The sequence below is a fragment of the uncultured Sphingorhabdus sp. genome, assembly GCF_937872355.1.
Classification (GTDB): Bacteria; Pseudomonadota; Alphaproteobacteria; order Sphingomonadales; family Sphingomonadaceae; genus Sphingorhabdus_B.
The window spans coordinates 1-24,769 of record NZ_CALMSV010000013.1 but is presented as its reverse complement, the minus strand read 5'-3'; the positions used below and the strand labels follow the sequence as shown (position 1 = coordinate 24,769).

General features: G+C 56.9%; 23 protein-coding genes and 1 tRNA gene. 15 read left to right on the top strand and 9 right to left on the bottom strand.

The window, feature by feature from the left end; all coding sequences use genetic code 11:
* Positions 1 to 40: 40 nt before the first annotated feature.
* On the bottom strand, positions 41 to 523 hold the full coding sequence (locus Q0239_RS00645) for a hypothetical protein (protein WP_298596791.1): 483 nt from the start codon (positions 521 to 523) through the stop codon (positions 41 to 43).
* A gap of 88 nt (positions 524 to 611) precedes the next feature.
* On the opposite strand from Q0239_RS00645, the gene Q0239_RS00640 reads away from it, so the two are divergent.
* The 4 genes from Q0239_RS00640 (at position 612) to Q0239_RS00625 (ending at position 3,159) form a co-directional block, all read left to right on the top strand.
* The gene (locus tag Q0239_RS00640; RefSeq protein WP_298596788.1) at positions 612 to 1,442 is read left to right on the top strand and encodes a TauD/TfdA family dioxygenase; all 831 of its coding nucleotides are present in this window, start codon (positions 612 to 614) and stop codon (positions 1,440 to 1,442) included.
* Between the two features lie 463 nt (positions 1,443 to 1,905).
* A complete protein-coding gene (locus Q0239_RS00635) occupies positions 1,906 to 2,304 on the top strand; it encodes a ParB/Srx family N-terminal domain-containing protein (RefSeq protein WP_298596785.1) in 399 nt (132 codons plus the stop codon).
* A gap of 37 nt (positions 2,305 to 2,341) precedes the next feature.
* Positions 2,342 to 2,707 (top strand): glycoside hydrolase family 3 C-terminal domain-containing protein, encoded by a 366-nt coding sequence (locus Q0239_RS00630; protein WP_298596782.1) that lies wholly within the window; start codon positions 2,342 to 2,344, stop codon positions 2,705 to 2,707.
* Between the two features lie 38 nt (positions 2,708 to 2,745).
* Positions 2,746 to 3,159 (top strand): fibronectin type III-like domain-contianing protein, encoded by a 414-nt coding sequence (locus Q0239_RS00625; RefSeq protein WP_298596779.1) that lies wholly within the window; start codon positions 2,746 to 2,748, stop codon positions 3,157 to 3,159.
* Positions 3,160 to 3,224: 65 nt separating this feature from the next.
* On the opposite strand, the gene dmpG is transcribed toward Q0239_RS00625, so the two are convergent.
* Entirely contained in the window at positions 3,225 to 5,042 is a 1,818-nt protein-coding gene (gene dmpG, locus Q0239_RS00620) for a 4-hydroxy-2-oxovalerate aldolase (protein WP_298596825.1), read from the bottom strand.
* Positions 5,039 to 5,827 (bottom strand): fumarylacetoacetate hydrolase family protein, encoded by a 789-nt coding sequence (locus tag Q0239_RS00615; RefSeq protein WP_298596776.1) that lies wholly within the window; start codon positions 5,825 to 5,827, stop codon positions 5,039 to 5,041. The genes dmpG and Q0239_RS00615 overlap by 4 nt, the downstream gene beginning before the upstream one ends.
* A 99-nt stretch (positions 5,828 to 5,926) precedes the next feature.
* Here Q0239_RS00615 and Q0239_RS00610 point away from each other — a divergent pair, with 99 nt between their 5' ends.
* Positions 5,927 to 6,673: an IclR family transcriptional regulator gene (locus tag Q0239_RS00610; RefSeq protein ID WP_298596773.1), complete on the top strand. Its 747-nt coding sequence runs from the start codon at positions 5,927 to 5,929 to the stop codon at positions 6,671 to 6,673.
* A gap of 518 nt (positions 6,674 to 7,191) precedes the next feature.
* Here Q0239_RS00610 and Q0239_RS00605 read toward each other — a convergent pair.
* Both Q0239_RS00605 and Q0239_RS00600 read right to left on the bottom strand, forming a co-directional pair.
* Positions 7,192 to 7,266, bottom strand: a tRNA-Thr gene (locus Q0239_RS00605).
* Between the two features lie 199 nt (positions 7,267 to 7,465).
* Positions 7,466 to 8,335 carry a helix-turn-helix domain-containing protein gene (locus tag Q0239_RS00600; protein ID WP_298596770.1) on the bottom strand — a complete coding sequence of 290 codons (870 nt, stop codon included), beginning with the start codon at positions 8,333 to 8,335 and terminating at the stop codon, positions 7,466 to 7,468.
* 256 nt (positions 8,336 to 8,591) lie between these two features.
* On the opposite strand from Q0239_RS00600, the gene Q0239_RS00595 reads away from it, so the two are divergent.
* The 3 genes from Q0239_RS00595 to Q0239_RS00585 all read left to right on the top strand — a co-directional run bounded on the left by Q0239_RS00595 (position 8,592) and on the right by Q0239_RS00585 (position 13,310).
* On the top strand, positions 8,592 to 9,632 hold the full coding sequence (locus tag Q0239_RS00595; RefSeq protein ID WP_298596767.1) for a quinone-dependent dihydroorotate dehydrogenase: 1,041 nt from the start codon (positions 8,592 to 8,594) through the stop codon (positions 9,630 to 9,632).
* A gap of 40 nt (positions 9,633 to 9,672) precedes the next feature.
* Positions 9,673 to 11,421: a gamma-glutamyltransferase gene (gene ggt / locus Q0239_RS00590; protein ID WP_298596764.1), complete on the top strand. Its 1,749-nt coding sequence runs from the start codon at positions 9,673 to 9,675 to the stop codon at positions 11,419 to 11,421.
* Positions 11,422 to 11,552: 131 nt separating this feature from the next.
* Positions 11,553 to 13,310 (top strand): long-chain fatty acid--CoA ligase, encoded by a 1,758-nt coding sequence (locus Q0239_RS00585; RefSeq protein ID WP_298596822.1) that lies wholly within the window; start codon positions 11,553 to 11,555, stop codon positions 13,308 to 13,310.
* Between the two features lie 3 nt (positions 13,311 to 13,313).
* On the opposite strand, the gene ung is transcribed toward Q0239_RS00585, so the two are convergent.
* Together ung and gltX are read right to left on the bottom strand one after the other, a co-directional pair.
* Positions 13,314 to 14,000, bottom strand: coding sequence for a uracil-DNA glycosylase (ung, locus tag Q0239_RS00580; protein WP_298596761.1), 687 nt, complete (start codon positions 13,998 to 14,000; stop codon positions 13,314 to 13,316).
* Entirely contained in the window at positions 13,997 to 15,511 is a 1,515-nt protein-coding gene (gltX, locus tag Q0239_RS00575) for a glutamate--tRNA ligase (protein WP_298596758.1), read from the bottom strand. The genes ung and gltX overlap by 4 nt, the downstream gene beginning before the upstream one ends.
* 82 nt (positions 15,512 to 15,593) lie before the next feature.
* Here gltX and Q0239_RS00570 point away from each other — a divergent pair, with 82 nt between their 5' ends.
* Positions 15,594 to 16,937 carry an alkaline phosphatase PhoX gene (locus tag Q0239_RS00570; protein ID WP_298596755.1) on the top strand — a complete coding sequence of 448 codons (1,344 nt, stop codon included), beginning with the start codon at positions 15,594 to 15,596 and terminating at the stop codon, positions 16,935 to 16,937.
* Positions 16,938 to 16,943: 6 nt separating this feature from the next.
* Here the strand turns inward: Q0239_RS00570 and Q0239_RS00565 are convergent, their stop codons facing one another.
* On the bottom strand, positions 16,944 to 18,581 hold the full coding sequence (locus Q0239_RS00565; RefSeq protein WP_298596752.1) for an alkaline phosphatase: 1,638 nt from the start codon (positions 18,579 to 18,581) through the stop codon (positions 16,944 to 16,946).
* A 3-nt stretch (positions 18,582 to 18,584) separates the two neighbouring features.
* Positions 18,585 to 19,700, bottom strand: coding sequence for a DUF3667 domain-containing protein (locus Q0239_RS00560; protein ID WP_298596749.1), 1,116 nt, complete (start codon positions 19,698 to 19,700; stop codon positions 18,585 to 18,587).
* A gap of 120 nt (positions 19,701 to 19,820) precedes the next feature.
* Here Q0239_RS00560 and Q0239_RS00555 point away from each other — a divergent pair, with 120 nt between their 5' ends.
* The 6 genes from Q0239_RS00555 to Q0239_RS00530 all read left to right on the top strand — a co-directional run.
* Positions 19,821 to 20,273: a biopolymer transporter ExbD gene (locus tag Q0239_RS00555; protein ID WP_298596746.1), complete on the top strand. Its 453-nt coding sequence runs from the start codon at positions 19,821 to 19,823 to the stop codon at positions 20,271 to 20,273.
* Positions 20,274 to 20,363: 90 nt separating this feature from the next.
* Positions 20,364 to 21,251, top strand: a complete 888-nt coding sequence (locus Q0239_RS00550; protein ID WP_298596743.1) for an alpha/beta hydrolase — start codon at positions 20,364 to 20,366, stop codon at positions 21,249 to 21,251.
* A 219-nt stretch (positions 21,252 to 21,470) separates the two neighbouring features.
* The gene (gene rpsL / locus Q0239_RS00545; protein WP_298596740.1) at positions 21,471 to 21,842 is read left to right on the top strand and encodes a 30S ribosomal protein S12; all 372 of its coding nucleotides are present in this window, start codon (positions 21,471 to 21,473) and stop codon (positions 21,840 to 21,842) included.
* A 17-nt stretch (positions 21,843 to 21,859) separates the two neighbouring features.
* Positions 21,860 to 22,330: a 30S ribosomal protein S7 gene (gene rpsG, locus Q0239_RS00540; protein ID WP_298596737.1), complete on the top strand. Its 471-nt coding sequence runs from the start codon at positions 21,860 to 21,862 to the stop codon at positions 22,328 to 22,330.
* A 109-nt stretch (positions 22,331 to 22,439) separates the two neighbouring features.
* Positions 22,440 to 24,512: an elongation factor G gene (fusA, locus tag Q0239_RS00535; protein ID WP_298596734.1), complete on the top strand. Its 2,073-nt coding sequence runs from the start codon at positions 22,440 to 22,442 to the stop codon at positions 24,510 to 24,512.
* A gap of 90 nt (positions 24,513 to 24,602) precedes the next feature.
* Positions 24,603 to 24,769 (top strand): GTP-binding protein (locus Q0239_RS00530; RefSeq protein ID WP_298596819.1); only part of this gene is annotated, 167 nt, incomplete at its 3' end.

Below are 24,769 nucleotides of genomic sequence, written 5' to 3'. Positions count from 1 at the left end.
ACCACCGGTTCGTGGCCGATGGGCTAGTACAAAACAAAAGCTAATCCGCGATTATGATACCTTCGCGCTGAAGTGCACGACAGGTCCCGGCGGTAAGCTCGAGCATTTCGTGGATGGATTCGCGTATCTGCGGGGACAGTATCAGGCGTCGTGCGGTACGCACCCCATCCTCCCATTCCAGCAACTTACCGCACAGCAACAGAGAATTGATCCGCCGCCTGACCGTTTCACGAGACAGACCAGTGGCTCGCGCGACGGCGCGTCGGGACACCGGAATTATCCGGTCCTGTTCCACCAGCGCGGTCGAGGCCGCCAACCCTTGTGTGTCCGGCGTCCGGAGCATACGCTGGACGTTGCCCAGCGCGACAGTCAACACGATCAAGACATCATCGTGCCCCAAGTCGAACGCGCGGCGCAGCGTTGCAGCGGTAGCTAGAAACTGGTTTGCTACCAGAAACCCGGAAAGCCGCAGCTTCGTATCGGCAGCAACCGGATCGATCATGAGCATAGTGTCACCTTGCATTGACCCAATATAGGTCGGTATCAACTAGCAAGTATAGATCGGGTTTGCCATGCCCCTCGGCACGGAATGCAATCAGGAAGAGACGCGAATGACCTGGACTGAACAGAAGCTTGGCCCGGTTATCGGTAGCGAAGTGACGGGGGTCAACCTCAACAATCTTAATGCGACGCTGATCGATCAATTGCGCGAACGTCTGGCCGAGCGGATGGTTCTGGTTATCCGTGACCAGCAACTTGACCGCGATGCGCACAAGGCGGTTGCACGGTTGTTTGGCACCGGAAAGTTGCATCGTCATGCGCTCAACAAGGCGCGCGGCGGTAACGACGAAGAGGTTTATCCCGTACGTACGACAGGGGAATCTAAAATGACGGCCGGCGAAGGCTGGCACACCGATGTCAGTTGTGATGCCGATCCCATCGCGGCGAGCCTGCTCTACATGCACCAAGCGCCCGCGGGCGGGGGTGGCGACACGGTCTATTCCAGCATGGTCGAGTGCTATGAGCGACTTTCAAAACCGATAAAGGCGTTAGCCGAGGGACTGACGGCGGTACACGATGGTGCCTTTCCCTATCGCCAGATATACGGGATCGAGCCGGAGCCAGGCCAGCACTTTAACCGCACGATCCATCCGGTAGTCATCCGTCATCCGCTGACAGGCAAAAAGCTGTTGTGGGTCAATCGTGGCTTTACCACGCGCATCAATGGTCTGTCGCATGTGGAGAACCGACATATGATGGAATTGTTGTTCCAGCATATTGAATCGACTCTCACCGCCCAATGCCGCGTGCGCTGGGAGGAGCGGACGCTGGTGATTTGGGACAATGTCGCGACCCAGCACCACGCTGTGTGGGATTACTTCCCAAACAGCCGATATGCCGAACGCATTTCAGTAGTCGGTCCGGTTCTTGCGCAAGATTGATCGTTGGAGGTCGAATGAATCGAAGGCGCCGCTCTAGCTGCAATGCCGATCAGAACTCACCGCAGCTCTGGGTCATTAAGATGGTTGGGTAGTCGAAAACCGGCGCAATTCCGCGTTTCAGGCTGACAAATTCCCTAAGAACCATGCAGGGAATTTTTGGCCTTGAGCAGGGAATGATTTTGCAGTTGCAGGCAAATTAAAACAGGCGATGTTGGCGTCAGCTGGAAATGGCTCGGACGGGTCAACTCCATAGCGTTCCGTCTTGCCTACTTCACATCATTGCGATGACCGTTTATAACAAGCGCGTTCCCAAGGCAGATTGCCGACAGCGATAGCTCGTAAGGCGCAGCAGAAGGGACAACTTGAATCCGCTACGCGAACGCGCAGCGGGGTCAGTTGTCTGGCTTGCGCGCCGTTGCATCTGCTCCCCGTTTCCTTCGCTTGCAAGGCAAAGGAAATACAAATGGAACGTCATAGATCTGGTTTGAGCGTTTCGGCGCTGCGCAATGCACCTGTCACGCGGCAGTTGGGCGACATCGTCTATCGCTCTGTTGGTTCGCTCCATGCTTACGTAAATAACCCGCGCAAGCATCCTGAAAAGCAGATCGTAAAGCTGATGGCGTCCATCAGTGAATTTGGCTTTGCCATTCCAGCACTCGTCGATGACAGCGGGCTTATCATCGTTGGCGCTGGTCGCATCGAAGCAGCGAAGCGGCTGGGGATTGAAGAGGTTCCTTGCATCGTTGCAAGCGATTGGAGCGATGCCAAGGTGCGTGCCTATCGCATTGCCGACAATCGCCTAGGTGAGTTGGCCAGTTGGGATGATGCGCTGCTTGCGATCGAACAATATTGCCACCAGTGAAGGCAAAAACGCCGTCAAAAATAGCCGTACAACAGCGATGATCGACACGCTGCTCGACGCACGTTCGACCAGCGGCAGGCCGATGGCGGCCAAATCGGTACTGGTGTTGAAGGACAATGCAGGCGTTTTACTGCCCGCATCCCTTTTAGGGAAGAAAGGTCCGGCCATTTTGGAAAGCTGGTTCCCGGGCCAGGAAGATGGCAACATCATCGCCGATGTGCTGTTTGGAAAAACCAACCCCTCAGGAAAATTGCCGGTGACTTTTCCCGTAGCCGGCAAAGCATTTCTCGATTCCATCAAGACCGAGCAATTCCCCGGTTCGATATCCGCCGATGGCAAGCAACAGACCGTTCCTACAGCGAGCGCCTGGCTATCGGGTATCGCTGGTACGATTCGAATGTAAGCGGAAATTGCGCCGAAAAAGCTGGTCGTAATCCGTGTGTGGCCTTCCCCTTTGGCCATGGGTTGTCCTACACCAGCTTTGCAGTTGGTAAGCCGCAGCTGACGTTCGACGAAGCCAATGGCCGCTGGATCGTCTCCGCCCGCGTTAGCAATAACGGCAAGCGTTCGGGGGCAGAAGTCGTCCAGGTCTATCTGCAGCTTCCGGAGAGTGCGAACAGCATCGGAGCAATGCAGCCACCGCGACGTCTGGTAAGTTTCCAGCGGATCGAGCTGGCGCCCGGAGCGTCGTGTGATGTGAGTATCGCTATCGATCCCAAGGCGAGCAACCATCCTTTGAGCGTGTGGGATGAGGTTCGGAACAAGTGGGTGATCCCGCAGGGACGCTATACGGTTTGGGTTGGACGATCGTCATCGACGAAAGACCTGGCGCGCGCGGGACATTTTACGCGCTAACAATTCGCGGCAGGTCAAATTAGATAATGGGGGTCGTTACGTTGGTGTATCGACCCCCAATGAATTTAGGCGCTCTTCGCCATATCGAGCGCGATATCGACGATCATGTCTTCCTGGCCTCCGACCATCTTGCGCTTGCCGACTTCGGTCAGGATTGCGCGGGTATCGACGCCATAATCGTCGGCCGCCTTTTCCGCATGACGCAGGAACGACGAGTACACCCCGGCATAGCCGAGAGTCAGCGTTTCACGATCGACGCGGACCGGCCGGTCCTGCAGCGGGCGGACGAGATCTTCGGCTGCGTCCATCAGCGTGTAGAGGTCGCAGCCATGGTTCCAGCCCATGCGGTCGACGGCGGCGATGAACACCTCGAGTGGGGCATTGCCTGCGCCAGCACCCATGCCTGCTAGTGAGGCATCCACGCGGATCGCACCGTTTTGCACCGCGATGATCGAGTTGGCGACACCGAGGCTGAGATTGTGGTGCGCATGCACCCCGCGCTGGGTTTCGGGCTTGAGTACGCGGTCATAGGCTTGAAGACGCGCGGCATATTCGTCCATGTTCATCGCACCACCACTGTCGGTGACATAGACGCAATGCGCGCCATAATCTTCCATCAGCTTGGCCTGTTGTGCGAGTGGTTCGGGTTCCGACATGTGGCTCATCATCAGAAAGCCGGACACGTCCATGCCCAGATTGCGGGCAGCTTCGATGTGCTGTTTCGAAACATCGGCCTCGGTGCAATGCGTCGCGATGCGGACCGAACGCACGCCCATTTCATAGGCATGTTTAAGGTCGTGAACCGTGCCGATGCCGGGGAGCAGTAATGTGGTGAGCACGCTATGCTCGAGCACTTCGGCCACCGCACCGATCCAGTCCCAATCGGTATAGGCACCAAAGCCATAGTTGAAGCTCGAGCCTTGCAGACCATCGCCATGCGCGACCTCGATGGCATCGACTTTGGCGGCATCGAGAGCCTTGGCAATCGCCCTGACGGCCGAGGTCATGATGTCGAGATTGCCGGCATAAGCTGGCAGGTAATGCGCGGCACCCTCCACTTCGAGAAACACGCTGACTTTGAGGCCGGTAAACTCCCCGCCCATTTCCGGAATCCGCAGCGGCTTGTTGTCGCCGATGCTCTCAAACTGCACCGCCTGCTTCAGGCGATAGCCGGGGACATAAGTCTGCACTTCGGCGACCATATCCTCGACCGATTTGGCAATCGCCGCACGGTCGCCATCTGCGCACAGACAATAGACGGTATCGCGCATGATCAACGGCGGTTCGGCGGGATTAAGGATGATGATCGCCTTGCCACGCGTTGCCCCGCCAACATCGCAGATGGCCTGACTGGTGGTTTCGGTGAACTCGTCGATATTGGCGCGCGTTCCGGGGCCTGCGCTCTTGGAAGATATCGATGCGACAATCTCACCATAATGTACCTTAGCGACGCGGTTGACTGCGTGGACGATAGGGATCGTCGCTTGCCCGCCACATGTCACCATGTTGACATTCTTGGCATCAAGACAGGCCTCGCCATTCACCGGCGGGATCACATAGGGGCCGATGGCCGCAGGCGTCAGATCGACAACGCGCTTGCCCTTGGTCTGCAACACTTCATTATGATGCTTGTGCGCGCCTGCCGAAGTGGCATCAAAGACGATTTCGATATCGGCAAATTCGGGCATGGCAATCAGGCCATCAATGCCCCCTGCCGTGATCGGAACGCCCATCCGAGCAGCACGTTTCAGGCCGTCGCTTTCAGGATCGATGCCGACAAAGGCACCCATTTCGAGGCTGTCGGACAGGCGCATGATCTTGATCATCAAATCGGTGCCGATATTGCCGGAACCGATGATGGCTACCTTGGTTTTTGCCATTATACGGCCTTTCCGTAATTGAAGCTGACTTCGCCGATGCCTCCGACAACAGCGCGGATGTGATCACCGGGCGTCATCGTTACCATTGGGCCGAGTGCACCAGCGAGCAGCACATCACCCGCCTTCAAAGGTTCGCCCCGTTTCGCAAGCGTTTGTGCGAGCCATGCGGCGGCGTTGAGAGGGTGGCCAAGGGCTGCAGCCCCGGCACCCAGCGAGACGATCTGTCCGTTGATTTCCATCACCATCCCCGCACTCCAGATATCAAGGCCAGGAAGCGGTTTGCCCTCTTTTGCGAGCACGTAAAAAGCAGAAGAGCCATTGTCGGCAACAGTATCAGCAAAGGTGATCTTCCAGTCGGCGATGCGACTATCGACGATTTCGATGGCGGCGTGAACGGTGGCGACAGCTTCTGCGACCTGTTCGGATGTTGTATCAGGGGAAGGTAGGTCTTTGCCGAGAACGAAGGCGATCTCTGCCTCTGCCTTGGGTTGCAAGGCGCGGGCGGGATCAAGCGTGGCACCGTCTTTAATTTCCATATCGTCAAACAACACGCCAAAGTCGGGCTGGTCGACACCAAGTTGTGCCTGTACCGCCTTCGCAGTGAGCCCGGCCTTGCGTCCGACTATACGGCGGCCCTGATCGACCCAGAAGCGCGTATTGATTTCCTGCACCGCATAGGCACCATCGACGTCGGTCGGCTCAAGCCATTGCCGCATCGGCGCAATCGCGCCGCCTGAATAGGCATTGCGCAGCGCACGGGCGGCGGTTTCGTGAACTATATCGGGCATCCAGACTCACCTCTCATTTGCTGATGGCAACACTAATGCACAAAGCTGCTTGGTTCCAGTTTAGTAACTTGCTAGTTTCTCACTATGCGAGAAACATCTTTGGAATCACCTCTTAGGACATTGAAGCTGCTCGAGGCTGTGGTTCGCGATGGCGCCAAGTCTTCGGTTGCTGCACTGGCGCGTGAAACACAGATCCCGGTTCCCTCGGCGCATCGACACATCGCGGCACTGGTTGACGCAGGCTTTCTGTCGCCGGCAGGCTATGGGCGGCATATAGCAGGGCCAAAGTTGGCAGCATTGAGTGGCTTTCTCGACGAAAAACTGTTGATGGCCAATGTTGCACGTCCCATCCTCGACAGGCTGGCAAAGCGCATGGGATGCGTCACCCAACTTGGCATTTTCGAAAATGACATGGTGACCTACCTCGTCAAATCGGGGCAAAGTGCAGGCGATCTCTTCACCAAGGTCGGCATGCAGCTCGAGGCCTATTGCTCTGGGATTGGCAAGGTGTTGCTCGCGCATCTCCCGGATGATGCACGGTCAGAGTATCTCGAAGCCGGGCCATTCATTGCGCTCACTGAACGCACGATCACCGATCCTGATCTGCTTGGCGCCGAATTGCAGCAGGTTGCCCGCGAGGGCTTTGCCGTCGACGATGAAGAGGTTGTGACGGGGCTGCAATGTATTGCCGTACCCGTCCGCAATAGCAAAGGCGAAGTCATTGCCGCCATCTCTGCTTCGCGCGCTACACAATCCGATCATCGGCGGTGGCAGGCAAGGCAATTGCCGCTTTTACAAGACGCTGCAGATGAGATTGGTGTGAGAGCCAACATCGTTTTGACATAGAGCGATCGGGGCCGCCTCAAGCTGCATAGGGCCAATGCGGTTTATCATGCAGGGCGACAGTGAATTCCCAATATCGCAACAGACAAAAGTGCCACCGCTGTCGACACACTAGCGTACGTTGGCGGTAAATAGAGTTGCGCTGTTGGAACGCAAAGCGCCGTTGTTAGAGATATAGGCGTTGCGATCGCATAAATAGTGCGACAGACGGCGAATCCACTACTGCAATATCAAGACAAGATCTTAATAAATATAACATAATGGTATGGGGAAAAGTAAAACTAACTTTGAATCTGGCACCGAAGCTCAGAATTGCGCCAATGCAGAAACCGAGATCGAAAGCATAGTTTGCTGGCAAAACTAAAGTGCAGAGAAGGAACTCGCCGAAGCTCTGGCTAATATCCCGATCGATTTGCAAGTGAGTTGTGTGCGCCTTAGAAGAAGGTCGCTGCATGTTTCCGGAAAAATTGCGAGTGCGCCATTTTCGAATTAAATGAAATCCGCAGTAAGGCTGGAATCCGTGGTGCTGCTGGCGAGGATTGAACTCGCGGCCTCTCCCTTACCAAGGGAGTGCTCTACCACTGAGCTACAGCAGCGCCGGAAGAGGCGGCCCTATGCTTAGCGACGCGGCGCTTGTCAAGCCGCTTGCGTGCTTCGTTCGGCTTTGGCATCGGCAAAATATGGAAAAGCAGGATAACAAGTCGCGCGAAGCGAGATTGGCAGAGGCGCTGCGGGCGAATTTGCGACGCAGGAAGGTGCAAGACAGCAGTGTCCGGCCAGAAAAGGGTGAAGGATCTAGCTGTCCGAAATCAGAGGGCTGACTTTTCCCCCCAGAGCCCCGCGCCCGGCCATGGTCGCTTTGGTCAGCGCGGATTTTCCGGCGCGTAATTGGCCGGGGGTTAGACCGGTAAACTGTTTGATCTCGCGCGTCAGATGCGACTGGTCATAGAATGCCAAACCCAGTTCGGTGTCATCCAGACTGTCGCCATGCGCTATCCTGTACGCTGCCCTTAGTGCGCGGTATTTGCGGGCGAGTTTCTTCGGTGGCATGCCGTAATAGCGTTTGGTCATCCGTTCGAGCTGACGTGGTGACAGGCCGGATTCGGCGATCAAAGTATCGACGTCCGGATCACTGTCATCGACCAGCCAGCGGTCAACGATTGCAGTGAATTCGAACGGCGCGCCATCGACCGCGCGGTAAATTTCTGCGGCAGCCTTGTTGGCTAGTTGGAATTGTTGCACTGGTTCACTCAGAGCAATCAACTGATCGCGAAGCTCCATGACAGAATCGCCGAAGACCTGACGCGCGTCGAATGCTTTGTCGATCCAGTTAGCAGCTTCTGCACCCATCAGTGCAGCCCATCCTGCCGGTAGCATTCCCCAGCCGAAGATGCTGATTGGGCCATCAGATAGAGCTTCGAATGATTTTGTCGACGGGCCGATGACGGTGACCGGAAAGGCAGGCACTTCGATATCCGAAAAGCGATATCTTCCTTCGCCGCCGAGGGTGATACGGAATTGCGCGCGGTCAGCACGTTCGACTTCGCGCAATGCATTACCGGTATAATCGAAGCGATAAAACGAAGAGACGAGTTGGCGCAACGCGTCATCGGGTGCTTCATATTGCAAGTGTATCATTTTCGCGACCAAGGCTCCCTTGGTCATGATGATAGGCAAAAACGCGATAAAAAAAAGGCCTGCCGCAAGGGCAGGCCTCAATAGGTCAAGAACTCGAGTCTTCCGACTTAGAGCCCTTCGGGTCGCAAGGCACATATGCACCAACTGCGTGACAGTTTCTTGCACGGAATCGTCATTACATCACGTTACGTTTGACATTTACGGCCAAACTTCGATGAGGGTGCGTCAAAACAAGACGTTATATCGATTGCAAGTTTACATTGGCCACTGCCATAGCGAATCGGTGACCTATCGACTGATCCGCCCCTTATTGTTCGGCTTAGATGCCGAGTCGGCTCATGGCCTGTCTTTGGCCACGCTCCGCGCAATGCCCATCGCTGGTTCCCCGGCGAGTGACCCAATCCTGTCTTCAACCCTCGGCGGATTGCATTTTCCGTCACCTCTAGGGCTGGCGCCCGGCTATGATAAAAATGCTGAGATTTTTGCCAAAGCCTATGGTTTGGGTTTTGGCTTTGTCGAAATCGGAACGGTTACGCCGCGTCCACAATCGGGCAATCCACGGCCTCGCTTGTTCCGGCTGGTCGAGGATCGCGCAGTCATCAACCGCATGGGTTTCAACAATGAAGGTATGGAAGCCGCCGCTGTTCGCATCGCGGCTGTTCGACATGATCGGCGATTTGGGCCGCTGGGTATCAATATCGGAGCCAACAAGGACAGCGAGGATCGGACAGCGGATTATGTGACGGCAATGCAGCGGCTGGCGCCACTTGCGGACTATGTGACCGTCAATATCAGTTCTCCGAATACGCCAGGCTTACGGGCGTTGCAGGACAAGGCTGCACTCGATGATTTGTTACTGCGCGTTCGTGCGGCGGCACCTGATGGACCCCCGCTGTTCCTGAAAGTCGCACCCGATCTGGAACCCGCGGATATCGATGACATTTCGGCAGTCGCAAGCGAACGCGGCATTGATGCCTTGATTGTAAGCAACACGACCATCACCCGCCCACCGCTCAAATCGCGACATGCAGGTGAAGCGGGGGGGCTATCAGGTGCCCCTCTAAAGGCATTGGCGCAGCAGCGCCTGATCGACTTCCGAAAGGCGACCGCCGGCAAGGTGCCGCTGATAGGCGTAGGCGGTATCACCTCGGCAGAGGATGCCTATGCGCGTATACGTGCAGGTGCCTCGCTCGTGCAGCTATATAGTGCGCTGGTCTATGAAGGTCCGTTTCTGGCGCAGCGTATCAACAGCGGTTTGGCCACATTGTTGAAGCGCGACGGGTTCGACAATATTGCACAGGCAATCGGTGTTGATGTCGATTGAGGCTTTGCCTTACGGATAAGCAGGGTTACGGAATGGGCTTATGAAAAAAATCAGCCTGTTTCTCGTCGCATTTGTTGCGTTCCTTGCCACACCGCTTGCCGCTCAAACAAAGGGCATTGCGAGTTCGGCTGATCCCCGGGCCACTGCAGCGGGAGCCGAAATTCTGGCGAAAGGCGGCTCTGCGGCGGATGCTGCGATGGCGATGATGCTGGCACTGACTGTAGTCGAGCCGCAATCGAGCGGCATCGGCGGCGGCGGTTTCCTTGTGCATTACGACGCTAAAGGCGCGACGATCAGCACAATCAATGGCCGCGAAACCGCACCTGCTGCGGCTACGCCTCAACGCTTTACCGATGCCAATGGCAAACCGCTGCCTTTCTTGCAGGCTTTTCCGGGCGGCAAGTCTGTGGGCGTTCCCGGCAACATCCGATTGATGGCCGAGGCGCACCGCAAATGGGGCAAGCTCAAATGGGCAGAGATATTCAAGCCTGCGATACGGCTTGCCGATAAAGGCTATGTCGTGAACCAGACGCTCGAATCGCGTCTGGCAATGATCGAACGGTTGTGGCCGAAATTTGAGACAGCTAAGTCCATCTACTGGATTGATGGTAAACCTGCCAAGGCGGGTGAGACGCTGCGCAATCCCGAACTGGCCAAAACCCTGAAGCTGATTGCGAAAAAGGGCCCCGAAGCTTTTTATACTGGCGCGATCGCGAACAGCATTATCGACAGCGTCATCAAAAGCCCGGTGGCCCCCGGTGACATGACGCTCACTGATCTCGCCGCGTACAAGGCGGTGGAGCAGAACGCCGTCTGTGCACCTTATCGAGTTTATGTCATCTGTGGCATGGCTCCGCCTTCGTCGGGCGCAACCACTGTGCTGCAGATCCTCGGCTCGCTTGAGCGCTTCGATATGAAGGCGATGGGCAAGGATGACCCGACGAGCTGGTATCTGATCGGGCAGGCGATGCAGCTCGCTTATGCAGACCGCGAAAAATATCTGGGCGACGCATCGTTCGTCCAGGTTCCGGTCGCTGGCCTGATCGACAAAGCCTATCTGGCTGAGCGTTCCGCGCTCATCGATCCGGCCAAGGCGCGTAGTGACTATCCGGCGGGCAGCCCCCCTGGAGCGATGCCGCGCACGGCGGCTATTTCGGGCGAAGTCGCGGGAACGACCCACTTTTCCGCCGTCGACGGCAAAGGCAGCATTGCCAACATGACCTCAACCATCGAAGGACCGTTCGGCAGCCAGTTAATTGCAGGCGGCTTTTTCCTGAATAACGAACTGACCGACTTCACATTTGCGCCCGAAAAGGATGGCGCGCCGGTCGCCAATCGGGTCGAGGGCGGAAAGCGGCCTTTGTCATCAATGGCACCGACCATCGTGTTCGACCGGGAAGGCAAGCCAGTGCTTGCGCTCGGGTCTGCGGGCGGCAAACGTATAATCATGCACGTAACCAAGACATTGATCGGCGTGCTGGATTTCGGTCTGCCACTTAAAGAAGCAATCGCTCTGCCCAACATCTATTTCGGCGGTGGTACCTTGCTGGTCGAAGAAAAGACCGGGCTTTCCGCAATGGCGCAAGATCTCGCCAATTTTGGACAGCCAGTGAAGCCAGAGGATCTGGGATCCAAGGTGAACGGACTGCAGCTTGTCGACGGTGAATGGACGGGTGCCGCAGATCCGCGCAGCGAAGGCAATGTGATTTCGGTCGACAAACAGGGGCGGCAGACGGTCATTGATGGCAGCAAGTTGCAAGACGGTGCGCCTGCAGCCAGTGTCGGTTGAACCAACCTTGCCTAGCCCGAAAGGCGGCGCTAGCGTTTGAAAGTCAAATGAGTCCGTAAACGGACCACCCCGGGAGAGTTTTGGTGGCTGACAATTTCAACGATTTTGAATCCATTCCCAATCTGGTGAGCATGTTCCTGTCACGCGCTTCGTTGCGTGGCGACCGACCTTTCCTTGGGTACAAGCATGGCGACGAGTGGCGGACAATCAGCTGGGCGGAAACTGCGCGTCGCGTGGCCGGACTGGCCAAATCCTTGAAAGCTATGGGTTTGAAAAAGGGTGACCGGGTGATGCTGGTTTCGGAAAACCGGCCTGAATGGTGTATAGCCGATCTTGGCATCATGGCGGCAGGTTGCGTGACGGTGCCGACCTATATCACCAACACCGAACGCGATCACCAGCACATATTGGACAACAGCCAGTCACGCGCGGTGATTGTTTCGACCGCCAAGCTAGCCCAGCATCTGATGCCCGCCGTTGTCCGTTCTTCTGAATGCGAATTTGTGATTGGCATGGAGCCGTTGAAAGTCACCCAACGTGGCCAGCAAAAGCATCATGACTGGGCGGATCTGGTGCAGGGCACCGATGCCGATGTTGCCGAACTGACCGAGGAGATGGCGCATGTTGGCCGACGCGAACTTGCCTGCATAATCTATACCAGCGGCACCGGCGGTGCACCGCGTGGGGTAATGCTGCACCATGGTTCGATCATCTGCAATGTCGACGGGGCGGCGCAGGTGCTGCGTGAAGATTTCGGCCTCGATAACGAACGCTTCCTTTCCTTCTTGCCGCTTAGCCACGCCTATGAACATTCGGGCGGACAATTCCTGCCCATCGGCGTTGGCGCTGAAATCTATTATGCCGAGGGTCTGGAAAAGCTCGCCAGTAATATCGAGGAAACCCAGCCGACGATCATGGTCGTGGTGCCACGCTTGTTCGAGGTTTTGCGCGCGCGCATGATCAAGCAGGTCGAAAAGCAAGGCAAGGTGCCAAGCTATTTGCTAGATAAGGCGCTGTCCATTGGTGAGCGAGACTATAGCGGCAAGAAACGCTTCCGCGATGCGCCGATGCGCGCGATCCTCTCGCGCACATTAAAACCAAAGATTCGGGCGCGTTTTGGCGGGCGGATGAAGGCGATGGTTTCGGGTGGCGCGCCGCTGAATCCTGATATCGGCGTGTTCTTCCAGTCGCTGGGTATCACGCTCTTGCAGGGTTATGGCCAAACTGAAAGTGGTCCTGTCGTGAGTTGCAATCGGCCCAAGACCGGGATCAAGATGGATACCGTCGGCGCACCACTCAAGGGCGTTGAAGTGAAGATCGCCGACGATGGCGAAATCTTGGTGCGCGGCGAGTTGGTGATGCTCGGCTATTGGAACAATGAGGCCGAAACGGCACGTGTCATCAAGGACGGTTGGCTGCACACCGGCGATATCGGCCATCTTGACGAGAAGGGCCGGGTAAAGATTACCGACCGCAAGAAAGATATCATCGTCAACGACAAGGGCGACAATGTCGCGCCGCAAAAGGTGGAGGGTATGCTGACGCTGCAGCCCGAAATATTGCAGGCGATGGTTTCGGGAGACAAGCGACCATATATTGTCGGCCTGATCGTTCCCGATCCCGAATGGGCGCTCGACTGGGCGCGCGGGCAGGGAATGAAGTATGATTTTGCCGAACTTCAGGACAATCCCCAATTCCGTGCGGCAGTGCGGGCAGCCGTAGACCGGGTGAACAAGGACCTGTCGGTCACCGAAAAGGTCCGTCAGTTCGAATTTGCCGATGAGCCCTTCACCATCGAAAATGGCGAAATGACACCGAGTATGAAGATCCGGCGTCACATGATCCGCGAGCGTTACAAGGATCGCGTCGACGGGATGTACAAAGGGTAGCCCTCAGACCTCCGGCAAGCTCCAGTCGATTGGAGGAAGACCCTTGCTTTCAAGGAAGGCATTGCACTTCGAGAAGTGTCGGCAACCGAGGAAGCCATTATGCGCCGACAAGGGGGAGGGGTGTACCGCCTTCAGCACAAGATGCTTCGACGTATCGACAAAGGCCGCCTTTTTCTGCGCATAAGCGCCCCAGAGGAGGAAAACGACCGGTTCCTCCTTGGCATTGACCAGTCGGATAACTGCATCAGTGAAGCGTTCCCAGCCCTTGCCCTGGTGTGAGGCCGCCTTAGCCATTTCAACGGTGAGCACACTGTTGAGCAACAAGACGCCTTGCTGTGCCCAATGCTCAAGAAAGCCGTGGCGCGGGCGTTCGATGCCCAGGTCTGATTGCAGTTCCTTGTAGATATTCACAAGACTGGGAGGAGGGGGAACGCCAGGCTTCACGCTGAAGCATAGTCCATGCGCCTGTCCCGGACCATGATAGGGATCCTGCCCCAATATCACCACACGGACCTTGTCGAGAGGCGTAAGGTCCATCGCCCGGAACCATTCGCTGCCCTTCGGGAAAATCCGTTTCCCGGCAGCTTTCTCTGCCACCAAGAATGCCCGCAACTGCGCCATATAGTCCGCGTCAAACTCGGGCCGAAGCGGTGCCTTCCAGCTCTCGTGCAGGGCTATGCTGTCGCTCATTCGCCTGAAGCGTCTGCCTTCGCCAGCGCAGCCGTCCAGGCTTCGGTTTCCTTCTTGCTGGCAGGACCTAGCAATTCCATCGCGTGGCGCAGGCGTTCGCGCAGGATGTCTCGGCCCAGATGGGTGATCGCGTCGAACAAGGGCACGCCCTGTGGCGCACCGAGGACCGCGAGATAAAAGGCGCGGATCATGTCTTTCAGTTTGATCTCGAGCGCAGTTGCGGTCTTGCGCAGCGCAGCATCGACACCTTCCTTGTTCCATTCGATCATCGCGTCAAACTGCTGCAGCGCCAAAGTATAGGCCGCACGCTGCTGGTCTGCGTCGATCTTCACGCCGTCGCGCAGCTTCTCAGCGGTCAGGCTATCGATACGGTTCATGAAGAAGGGCGCAACGAGCGCGCCGAGATCACCCAGCTTGACGATCCGGCTTTGCGCCATTTCGGCGATCGGCAACAGATATTCGTCGTTGAGGGCCCATTTGCGCACTTCACCGAGGAATTGTTCTGTGGTCAGCTCCTCGCGCATGTAGCGGCCGTTGAGCCAGTCGAGTTTTGAGGTGTCAAAAACCGGCCCACCCAGAGAGATATGACCTACGTCAAAGCCCTCGATCAGGTCGTGCAAGCTGGTCTTCTCATCCTCTTCACTGGAGGATTTAATGAATAATCCCAAGAAGTTAAGCATTGCTGCAGGTAAATAACCGGCGCGCTGATAGTAAAGAATGCTCGTCGGGTTTTTGCGCTTGGAAAGCTTTGACCGGTCGGCATTACGCAACAGTGGTAAATGCGTCAGTACCGGCGGTTCCCAACCGAAATATTGGTAGAGTAACAGGTGCTTGGGTGCCGAACTGATCCACTCCTCCCCACGCATCACATGGGTGATGCCCATCAGATGATCGTCAACGACATTGGCAAGGTGATAGGTCGGCAGGCCGTCCGATTTCATCAGCACCTGCATGTCGACCACCGAATATTCAAATTCAATCGGTCCGCGCAACGTATCCTGCACCACGCAAACGCCTTCATTGGGAACCATCATGCGCACGACATGGCTCATCCCTTTGGCATCGCGTTCGGCGCATTCGGCCTGGGTCAGCTTGGCACAGCGGCCGTCATATTTGGGCGGCTGTTTCGCCGCCATCTGCTGCGCGCGCATGCTCGCCAGCTCTTCGGGCGTGCAATAGCATTTGAAAGCATGGCCATCGTTGAGCAGCCGGTTGCAATGCTCGGTATAGATCGCGCTGCGCTCCGATTGACGATAGGGGCCGTGCGGCCCGCCGGCATCGGGGCCTTCATCCCAGCTCAAACCCAACCAGCGCAGCGAATCGAGGATCTTTTCTTCGGATTCGCGCGTCGATCGCACCTGATCGGTATCCTCGATACGCAGCAGGAACTGCCCGCCATGTTTCTTGGCAAAGCAATAGTTGATCAGCGCGATGTAAGCTGTGCCGACATGCGGGTCGCCAGTGGGTGAGGGGGCGACACGGGTGCGGACGGGTTTGGTGATTTCGGTCATGCGGCGCCCCTACCAAGGTGAAACAGCATTGTCATCTTTCGGCTGCACGGGCATCTAAATTGCCAGTTGTCAGGAGGCCTGCATGCAAATCAGTCGTCGCAGTTTCAATTTTGGCTTGGGAAGCCTTGCCTTTGCCGGAATCGCCGAGCGGGCCTGCGCGCAAATCCCTCCTGCAGCACGTAGCGAAGTACCGGGCTATGGCGCCTTGGTGCGCGATCCGAACAATCTGATCGATCTGCCCAAGGGTTTTTCTTGCCGCGTGATTTCGCGCTTCGGGAACATCATGGACGACGGCCACCTTGTGCCGAGCGCAGGCGATGGCATGGGCGCGTTTGCGGCTGGGAAAGGCAAGGTTGCGCTGGTTCGCAACCATGAACTCAATATCCGCGATGGCCGCTTCGGGCCGTTCACCGGTAAGGTGGCAGAGGACTTCGCGGCCTATGATCGCGGCAAGGACGGCATGCCGCTTCCGGGCGGTACCACAACCCTGATCTATGACCTGAAATCACAGCGCGTGGAAAAGCAATGGCTCAGCCTATCGGGCACGGTGCGCAATTGTGCGGGCGGCATCACGCCTTGGGGCAGCTGGCTGACCTGCGAGGAAAATGTGACACGTGCCGGCGATACGGTGGGTAAGGATCATGGCTATATCTTCGAAGTCCCATCAAACCATATGGGGTTGGTCGCGCCGGTGCCATTGAAGGCGATGGGCCGCTTCAACCATGAAGCCGCCTGCGTCGACCCGCGCACAGGCATTGCATATCTGACCGAAGACCGCGAGGACAGCTTGTTCTATCGCTTCCTGCCTAATGCCAAGGGAGAACTCGCCAAGGGCGGGCGGCTGGAGGCTCTGGCCATTGATGGCATCGCCGACAGCCGCAACTGGAGCGAGGCCGCTATGGTGCGCGGCAAGACCTATACCCCACGCTGGATTCCGCTCGACAATCCGGAAGCACCCGAAGACGATCTACGCAAGCGCGGAGCAGCAAAGGGCGCGACCCTGTTCGCGCGCGGCGAAGGTATCTGGTGGGGCAAGGATGAGCTGTATTTTGCTTGCACCGATGGCGGCGCGATCAAGCATGGCCAGATTTTCCGCCTGCGTCCCGGCGTAGGCGACACTTCAGACAGCCTCGACTTGTTTTACGAATCCACTGATGCCGCTGCCTATAATTATGGTGACAATCTTTGCGTGATGCCGACCGGGCACCTGATGGTCTGCGAAGACCAATATACCGACATTGTCGACAATCATCTGCGCGGTATCACGCCTGCCGGTAAGGCCTACACCTTTGCAAAGAGCCGGGTGCAGACCGAATTTGCAGGCGCCTGTTTCTCGCCCGACGGATCGACCTTCTTCGTCAACCTGATGTGGCCGACGATGACGCTGGCAATTACGGGGCCGTGGGCGCGGGTAAAGGCGACCTAGTCAGGCTTAGCCTAGCTTTCGTTTGCCGTGCTTGGCCGTCATCCGGTGTAGTCCAGCTAGGCGTGGGTTGCGTTCTTTGACGGTTTCTACGAAGCGCCATTCGCTCGTTGCGCGTTCAGGTGTTAGCTCGATAATCATGTAACCGCGTCGGCTGCTGTCCATCCATTTGAGGCCATTGTTGCTGGCGATTACGCCTGTGGCCACGGTCGCTGGCGTCGCTCCGGTGAAATAGGTTTCGAAGCCGGGTGAACTGACGCTCTGCCCTGCGAATTCGACACCCGCTGCTTTCCCATCATTCTGCAGGTCAAATGCCCAAGCATTGTGGCTGTCTCCGGTCAGGACAATAAGATCGGCCGTTGAATTTTGCGCAGAGGCCAGTGCGCGGGCGCGTGCTTTCGGATAGCCATCCCATGCGTCGAGATTGGCGGGGATACCAGCCTTGGCGGCCATTGCCCCACGCCGCACGCGCGCCTTGGCAAAATCCGGTGCGTCAGGTGCCAGCCAGTTCACCGTTTCATCCGGCTGTAGGATCGTACCCATGATCGTCTGTTGTGCCCAGATATTCCATTTCGCCTTGCTGTTCTGGAAGCGTTCGGTCAGCCAGTTTTCCTGTTTACTGCCGAGCATCGTCCGGTCAGCCGACTGCCAGTCACCTTGTGTGAAGGCCTTGAGGGCGGCCAAGGTTGCAGCTTCGTCAGCGCCCTTGGGAATTTGCAGCTCGGCGGGTTTGGAACGGGCACCGATCCGACTTTCGGTCATGAAGATTTCCGCAAGCTCTCCGATACGATAGCTCGCCCAGCGTTCGCCATTGTCGATATCGCGAACAGGCATCCATTCGCGATAGGCCTTTTCGGCGGCAGCTTTGCGTACCTGCCAGTCGCCTTCGCTCGGCTGATGATTTTGTGCGCCGTCGGAATAGGCGTCGTTGGCGAATTCATGATCATCCCACATGCACAGCATGGGTGCGCGGGCGTGGATCGCCTGCAAATCGGGGTCGGCGCGATAGCTGGCATAGCGCAGTCGATAATCGGCCAGGCTAACAATCTCATTCGCCGGCTCGATTAACCGTCCGGCGACTGCATCCTTCACTGACGGGTAATCGCCGCGCTGATATTCGTAGATGTAATCGCCCAGATGTAGGGTTACGTCGAAATCGCCCGTCTGGGCTGCATGCGCATAAGCGTTGAACCAGCCGAAGGGCATGTTCGAACAGGAAAAGACCGCCATGCGGTAATGTTTGATACCTCCTGTCGGCAGCGTTCGTGTTCGCCCGATTGGGGACATGCTTCCATCAGGTGCGACGAAGCGGTAATAATAAGTGCGCCCTGGCTTGAGGCCGCGCAGAATGGCTTTGGCTGTATAGTCCCGGCCGGGCGAGGCTATAGTTTCGGCCGCCGTTATGACCTTTCGAAAGGACGCGGATTCGCTGATCTCTGCCTTCAATTTGGTTTCGGAAAGGTCAGACACAAAACGCGTCCAGAGCAGCACGGAGTTCTGCGAGGGCTCCCCGCTCGCGACACCGTGGCTGAAGCCTTTGGTGAGTGCCGCCTGCATTGCTGCCATCGCGCCACCTGGCAACCCGAGCGCTCCCAACCCGTAAACACCAGTTTTCAGGAGGAGGCGGCGGTCAATCGAGGCAGTCATGTGTTATCCCAACATTCCAAGGAAGAGCAGAATCATGGCGAACAATATCAGCACCATCCAGATGAAGAATGACAGGATCATTAAACGGATTAGCGCGCTGGGCCGCGACAGCGAATAGGCATGGCGTAGCTGCCTGTAGAGATGCACAGGTGGGATCAAGACGAATGCCATGCCAAGGAAATTGTCCGGCACGCCCAGCTTGGCGAGCACCGCAAGAACAAGGAAAAGCAGACACATGAAGGATATCGAATAAGTGGTGAAAACCGCGTGATCATAAAAATGATGCCCTCGCACGCCAAGCGTTGCCAGCCAGACAAAGGGCAGGGATAGCGGGATCAGTAACCACGCAAATTTGTAGCCGTTCGACTGCAATTTGTAGAAGGCAAGACTGGGGTTCGACACCATTTTCTCCCCGCCCTTTCGGATGATCCTGTCGAGCCAAAGAACGCCGGTGCTTTCACCTTCGAGGACCGAAACCTTGGCGCCCTGCGTTGTACTGTTACGGATATTGGCGTCGGCATAAATGGGTTTGCCGGTCTGGATGAAGGCTACGCCGTTGCGATCAGATTTCAGCTCATTGAGCTTTGCTCGCAGCCCCAGCTTGACGGCTTCCGGAGTTTCGGGATTTTTGATCTGCGCCTGCGTTTTCGCGATTTCGGCATCGAGTTTTTCGGCTTCGCTTTCCAGATTGACCTGAAACGGCCCTTCATTCGAAGGCATCCCCGATTGAAAAGGCCCGCCCGTAAAGCTGAACACGGCGAACATCAGGAAGATCGAAAACAGGAATAGCGCCATCGGCGATACGAACTTGGCGCGCTCCCCGTGGACATAGCGGCGGGTCAGCTCACCCGGCTTCAACAGCAACATTGGCAGCGTCCGCCACATCTTGCCATCGAAATGCAGTACCGAATGCAGGATGTCGTGCCAGATTGCCGACAGCGTCCGGTGAACATGCGCCTTTTGCCCGCACGCAGCGCAGTAAGGCCCGTTGAGCGACGTACCGCAATTCAGGCAAGCGCCTGTTTGGTTGTTGCCTGCATCGCCATGCGATGGCTCCACAGCGGCGCCCACCAAAGCGCCCTCAATAGCCGTTCCGGCTGCGTCCAATTCCCCCGACATGGGGTCGATGTAACACCTGAATCCGTTGCTGCAAAGGCGGTGCGAGCTGGCATCAATTCGCGTGACAAAATGAAAAAATGATATAACATAACGTCATCGTCATTTGAGAGGAGAGACGATATGGGAGAAGTCATCTATTTCCGCCACCGTGTCCGCTATCAGCCGAGCGACACGCCATTTTCGCAAATGAATATCACACCCTTGATCGATGTGATGCTTGTGCTGCTCGTGATGCTGATATTGGCCGTTCCGGCGGCTATGCACCAGACCAGTGTCGATCTGCCGCAAGAGGGGCCAGCCATCGACAAGACGCCGCCGATCATCCAGAATCTGGTTGTTACCTCCGACGGTGTCGCGAATTGGAACGGTGCGATTGTTAACGATGAGACTTTAAAGGTTCGGCTCCGCGCCCTTGCCATTGCAGGTGACGCCTTACGCATCGAAACCGATGGATATGCGCGCTACGAACGTTTCAACCAGTTGATCGCGATGGTGAAGGAAGCGGGCGTCGAAAATCTGGGTTTCGTAGGCAATAGTCGCCACAAGCAGTGGAGCAAGCCGCTGGTCGGCTAGCATTCGGGTATGCCGTAACGGCAATCTGTTGCGGCTTGCCTTTCGTCCGGATTTCGGCACTTTGCCCTCCGTCCAACAGGGAGAGTATTGATGCCAAGCCTGACCGCGCGCCTTATCGCCTCGCTTTTCCGGATGACCGGATCTTTGCGCAAACGCTATTCGGATGGCCCCGATTTCCTGAAGCATATCGAACAGAGCCGGGCTGAGCAGCAATTCCCCAGCGCGAAGTTGCGCAAACGCGTCGACATCCGCGAAAGCAGTTTTGAAGGCAGAAAGATCTTCCGCTTTGCTCCCAAGGATCGCCCCGTCGCGGGCCATCTGCTCTACTGGCATGGCGGTGGCTATGTCTATCCTGCGGTCGATATCCACTGGCAGTTTCTTGCCCATATGGCGGAAAAGCACGGCATCGTAACCACAGCGCCACTCTATCCGCTTGCGCCTGAGGCTTCGGCTGAAGAGGCGGTCGACTGGGCAATGAAATTCTACCGCGAATTCACGCCTGACAGGGCAGGGCCTTTTGTGATGGGGGGGGATTCGGCTGGCGGCGGGCTGTGCGCGGCGGTGGTGCCAGCGGCGCGCGATGAAGGGCGGTTCCTGCCCAAGGGCTTGATACTGATCTGCCCATGGCTGGATATATCGGTATCGCATCCCGACCAGCCAGCGATCGAGCCGCGCGACTGCGTTCTGACCATCGGTGGCACCCACGCCGCCGCGAAACTCTATACCCGCGACCTGTCGTTCAGCGATCCCAAAGTCAGCCCATTGTTTGGCAATTGGGATGGTCTACCGCCGATGCTGATGTTTGGAGGCGGCGATGACATTTTGGTTCCCGATGCACGGGCGTTGAAAGCCAAGCTGCCCTCAATCGACTATGTCGAGGAAGTCGGGATGATGCACGACTGGCCAATCTTCTTCCTGCGCGAAAGCCGGGCGGCGCAGGCGCGGATGGCGGAGTTTATTGGGCAGAATATCGCTTGAATTGTAGCTCGGACTGCGCGTTCCTTCCTGCTTGACCACCCGAGACATTGCCGCTAATGGCCCGCCTTCCCGAAAGCGCGAGGAGTGATTCTCCGCGCCCACAGGAAAACCCACATAGGCTGAACATTGTTCGACAGGCCGGGCGGAACAAAGGCTGGAGCCTCCGCCGCCACAACGTCTTGTCGTGCAAAGTAACCAACTTATTTTCAAGGTGAAGATATGCCGACTATTAACCAGCTGGTCCGCAAGGGCCGCGTTCCGCAGAAGGCCAAGTCAAAGGTTCCTGCAATGGATCAGAACCCGCAAAAGCGTGGTGTCTGCACCCGTGTTTATACCACGACTCCGAAAAAGCCGAACTCGGCTCTTCGTAAGGTTGCCAAGATCCGTCTGACCAACCAGCGCGAAGTCATTTCCTACATCCCGGGCGAAGGCCACAACCTGCAGGAGCACAGCGTTGTGCTTATCCGCGGTGGCCGTGTTCGCGACCTTCCCGGTGTCCGTTACCACGTCCTGCGCGGCGTGCTCGACACACAGGGCGTCAAGGACCGCAAGCAGTCGCGTTCGAAATACGGCGCGAAGCGTCCTAAGTAAGATCGGGAGAATAGAAAATGTCACGTCGTCGTCGTCCCGAAAAGCGCGTCATCCTTCCCGATCCGAAGTTCGGGGATCTGGTGCTTTCGAAATTCATGAACAACCTGATGCTCGATGGTAAGAAGTCCGTCGCCGAACGCATCGTCTATGGCGCGCTCGAAACCGTCGAAGCCAAGGCGAAGAAAGATCCGGTGCAGACCTTCCACGATGCGCTGAACAATGTGAAGCCCGGCATCGAAGTCCGCAGCCGCCGCGTCGGTGGTGCGACCTATCAGGATCCCTGCGAAGTTCGCCCCGAGCGTGCGCAGGCCCTCGCCATCCGTTGGCTGATCTCGGCTGCACGCAACCGCAGCGAAACCACCATGGCTGCCCGTCTTTCGGGTGAGCTTCTGGATGCTGCCAACAACCGTGGCAATGCCGTCAAGAAACGCGAAGACACGCACCGTATGGCAGAAGCCAACCGTGCCTTCGCACACTATCGCTGGTAATTGGCCTAGTCGGTCCACGATAGCGTCACAAACGCACATTAGGGGGCCGGTTTCTGACCGGCCCCCGCAACTATAGGGCCATAGGGGCCCTCTCACTGGAGTGAAGACCATGGCACGCAGCCATCCGTTGGAAAAATATCGCAATTTTGGCATCATGGCGCACATCGATGCTGGTAAGACCACGACTACCGAACGTATCCTGTACTACACCGGCAAGTCCTACAAGATCGGCGAAGTCCATGACGGCGCCGCGACCATGGACTGGATGGAGCAGGAGCAGGAGCGTGGCATCACGATCACTTCGGCAGCAACCACCTGCTTCTGGAACGATCACCGCCTGAACATCATCGACACCCCCGGCCACGTTGACTTCACCATTGAAGTTGAACGCTCATTGCGCGTGCTCGACGGTGCGGTTGCCGCGTTTGACGGCGTTGCCGGTGTTGAACCGCAGTCCGAAACCGTATGGCGCCAGGCCGACAAATATGGCGTTCCCCGGATGTGCTTCATCAACAAGCTCGACCGTACCGGTGCGAATTTCTATTATTGCGTGCAGACAATCATCGACCGTCTGGGCGCGACCCCGGCTGTGTTGTATCTTCCGATCGGCGCAGAAAGCGATTTCAAGGGTCTGGTCGATCTGGTCGAAAACCGCGGCATCATCTGGAAAGATGAAAGCCTTGGAGCAGAATTCGAATATGTCGAAGTTCCCGCCGACATGGCTGACAAGGCTGCTGAATATCGCGAAAAGCTGATCGAACTTGCGGTTGAGCAGGACGATGCCGCGATGGAAGCCTATCTGGACGGCAATGAACCCGATGTAGCGACGCTGAAGGCGCTGATCCGCAAGGGTACGCTGAACCAGTCGTTCGTCCCCGTGCTGTGTGGTTCGGCGTTCAAGAACAAGGGCGTGCAGCCTCTGCTCGACGCCGTTGTCGATTATCTGCCTTCGCCGCTCGATATTCCTGACGTGCAGGGTGTGAAGATGGACAGCGATGAAAAGGATAGCCGCAAAGCTTCCGACGATGCGTCCTTCTCGGCTCTGGCATTCAAGGTGATGAACGACCCGTTCGTCGGCTCACTGACCTTCATCCGCATCTATTCGGGTACGCTCACCAAGGGCACCTACCTGAACTCGGTCAAGGACAAGAAGGAAAAGGTTGGTCGTATGCTCGAAATGCATGCGAACGAGCGTAAGGACATCGACGAAGCCTTTGCTGGCGACATCATCGCGCTCGCTGGCATGAAGGAAACCACCACGGGTGATACGCTGTGCGCGGAACGCGATCCGATCGTGCTCGAACGCATGGAATTCCCCGAGCCGGTTATCGAATTGTCGGTTGAACCCAAGACCAAGGCTGACCAGGAAAAGATGGGCATCGCGCTCAACCGCCTGTCGGCTGAAGATCCATCGTTCCGCGTTTCGACCGACCATGAATCGGGCCAGACGATCATCAAGGGCATGGGCGAGCTTCACCTCGACATCATCGTTGATCGTATGCGTCGCGAATTCAAGGTTGAGGCCAATGTCGGCGCGCCGCAGGTGGCTTACCGCGAATATCTCGCTCGCGCTGTCGACATTGATTACACCCACAAGAAACAGTCGGGTGGTTCGGGCCAGTTCGGTCGCATCAAGTTCAAGGTAACCCCGGGCGAACGTGGTGCAGGCATCACATTCACCGATGCGGTCAAGGGTGGTAACATTCCGAAGGAATATATCCCCTCGGTTGAAAAGGGCATGCGCGAAACCGCCGAAAGCGGATCGCTCATCGGCTTCCCGATCATCGACTTTGACATCGAACTGTATGACGGCGCCTATCACGATGTCGACTCGTCGGCACTGGCGTTCGAAATCGCAGGTCGTGCCGGTATGCGCGAAGCCGCGCAGAAGGCAGGCATCAAGCTTCTCGAACCGATCATGAAGGTCGAAGTCGTGACCCCGGAAGAATATCTGGGTGACGTCATCGGCGACATGAACTCGCGTCGTGGCATGATTCAAGGCACCGATACCCGCGGTAATGCGCAGGTTGTCGAAGCCATGGTGCCGCTGGCCAACATGTTCGGCTATGTGAACCAGCTCCGCTCGTTCACGCAGGGACGTGCCAACTACTCAATGCACTTCTCGCATTATGACGAGGTTCCGGCAAACGTCGCAGCCGAAGTCAAAGAGAAGCTTGCCTGATAGGCAAGAACGGACTAAGGGCGGCGCCTGATTCAGCAGGCGTCGTCCCAACTGATCAAAAGACACCTAATCCAGAAGAAGGTTTGAACAATGGCAAAGGCTAAATTTGAGCGGACGAAACCGCACTGCAACATCGGCACTATCGGTCACGTTGACCACGGCAAGACCACGCTGACCGCAGCGATCACCAAGATCATGGCTGAAATCAACGGCGGCGAAGCCGTTTACTTCCCAAAAATCGACAAAGCCCCCCAAGA

What these genes read in the sequence shown, in the direction of transcription:
- gltX (WP_298596758.1), bottom strand. Translation starts at nt 15,511, where the DNA reads ATGACCGAAATCACCAAACCCGTCCGCACCCGTGTCGCCCCCTCACCC.
- Q0239_RS00565 (WP_298596752.1), bottom strand. Translation starts at nt 18,581, where the DNA reads ATGACTGCCTCGATTGACCGCCGCCTCCTCCTGAAAACTGGTGTTTAC.
- Q0239_RS00645 (WP_298596791.1), bottom strand. Translation starts at nt 523, where the DNA reads ATGCAAGGTGACACTATGCTCATGATCGATCCGGTTGCTGCCGATACG.
- rpsL (WP_298596740.1), top strand. Translation starts at nt 21,471, where the DNA reads ATGCCGACTATTAACCAGCTGGTCCGCAAGGGCCGCGTTCCGCAGAAG.
- Q0239_RS00570 (WP_298596755.1), top strand. Translation starts at nt 15,594, where the DNA reads ATGCAAATCAGTCGTCGCAGTTTCAATTTTGGCTTGGGAAGCCTTGCC.
- Q0239_RS00585 (WP_298596822.1), top strand. Translation starts at nt 11,553, where the DNA reads ATGTTCCTGTCACGCGCTTCGTTGCGTGGCGACCGACCTTTCCTTGGG.
- Q0239_RS00640 (WP_298596788.1), top strand. Translation starts at nt 612, where the DNA reads ATGACCTGGACTGAACAGAAGCTTGGCCCGGTTATCGGTAGCGAAGTG.
- Q0239_RS00560 (WP_298596749.1), bottom strand. Translation starts at nt 19,700, where the DNA reads ATGTCGGGGGAATTGGACGCAGCCGGAACGGCTATTGAGGGCGCTTTG.
- Q0239_RS00630 (WP_298596782.1), top strand. Translation starts at nt 2,342, where the DNA reads ATGATCGACACGCTGCTCGACGCACGTTCGACCAGCGGCAGGCCGATG.
- Q0239_RS00550 (WP_298596743.1), top strand. Translation starts at nt 20,364, where the DNA reads ATGCCAAGCCTGACCGCGCGCCTTATCGCCTCGCTTTTCCGGATGACC.
- Q0239_RS00635 (WP_298596785.1), top strand. Translation starts at nt 1,906, where the DNA reads ATGGAACGTCATAGATCTGGTTTGAGCGTTTCGGCGCTGCGCAATGCA.
- Q0239_RS00555 (WP_298596746.1), top strand. Translation starts at nt 19,821, where the DNA reads ATGGGAGAAGTCATCTATTTCCGCCACCGTGTCCGCTATCAGCCGAGC.
- ggt (WP_298596764.1), top strand. Translation starts at nt 9,673, where the DNA reads ATGAAAAAAATCAGCCTGTTTCTCGTCGCATTTGTTGCGTTCCTTGCC.
- rpsG (WP_298596737.1), top strand. Translation starts at nt 21,860, where the DNA reads ATGTCACGTCGTCGTCGTCCCGAAAAGCGCGTCATCCTTCCCGATCCG.
- Q0239_RS00615 (WP_298596776.1), bottom strand. Translation starts at nt 5,827, where the DNA reads ATGCCCGATATAGTTCACGAAACCGCCGCCCGTGCGCTGCGCAATGCC.
- Q0239_RS00600 (WP_298596770.1), bottom strand. Translation starts at nt 8,335, where the DNA reads ATGACCAAGGGAGCCTTGGTCGCGAAAATGATACACTTGCAATATGAA.
- ung (WP_298596761.1), bottom strand. Translation starts at nt 14,000, where the DNA reads ATGAGCGACAGCATAGCCCTGCACGAGAGCTGGAAGGCACCGCTTCGG.
- fusA (WP_298596734.1), top strand. Translation starts at nt 22,440, where the DNA reads ATGGCACGCAGCCATCCGTTGGAAAAATATCGCAATTTTGGCATCATG.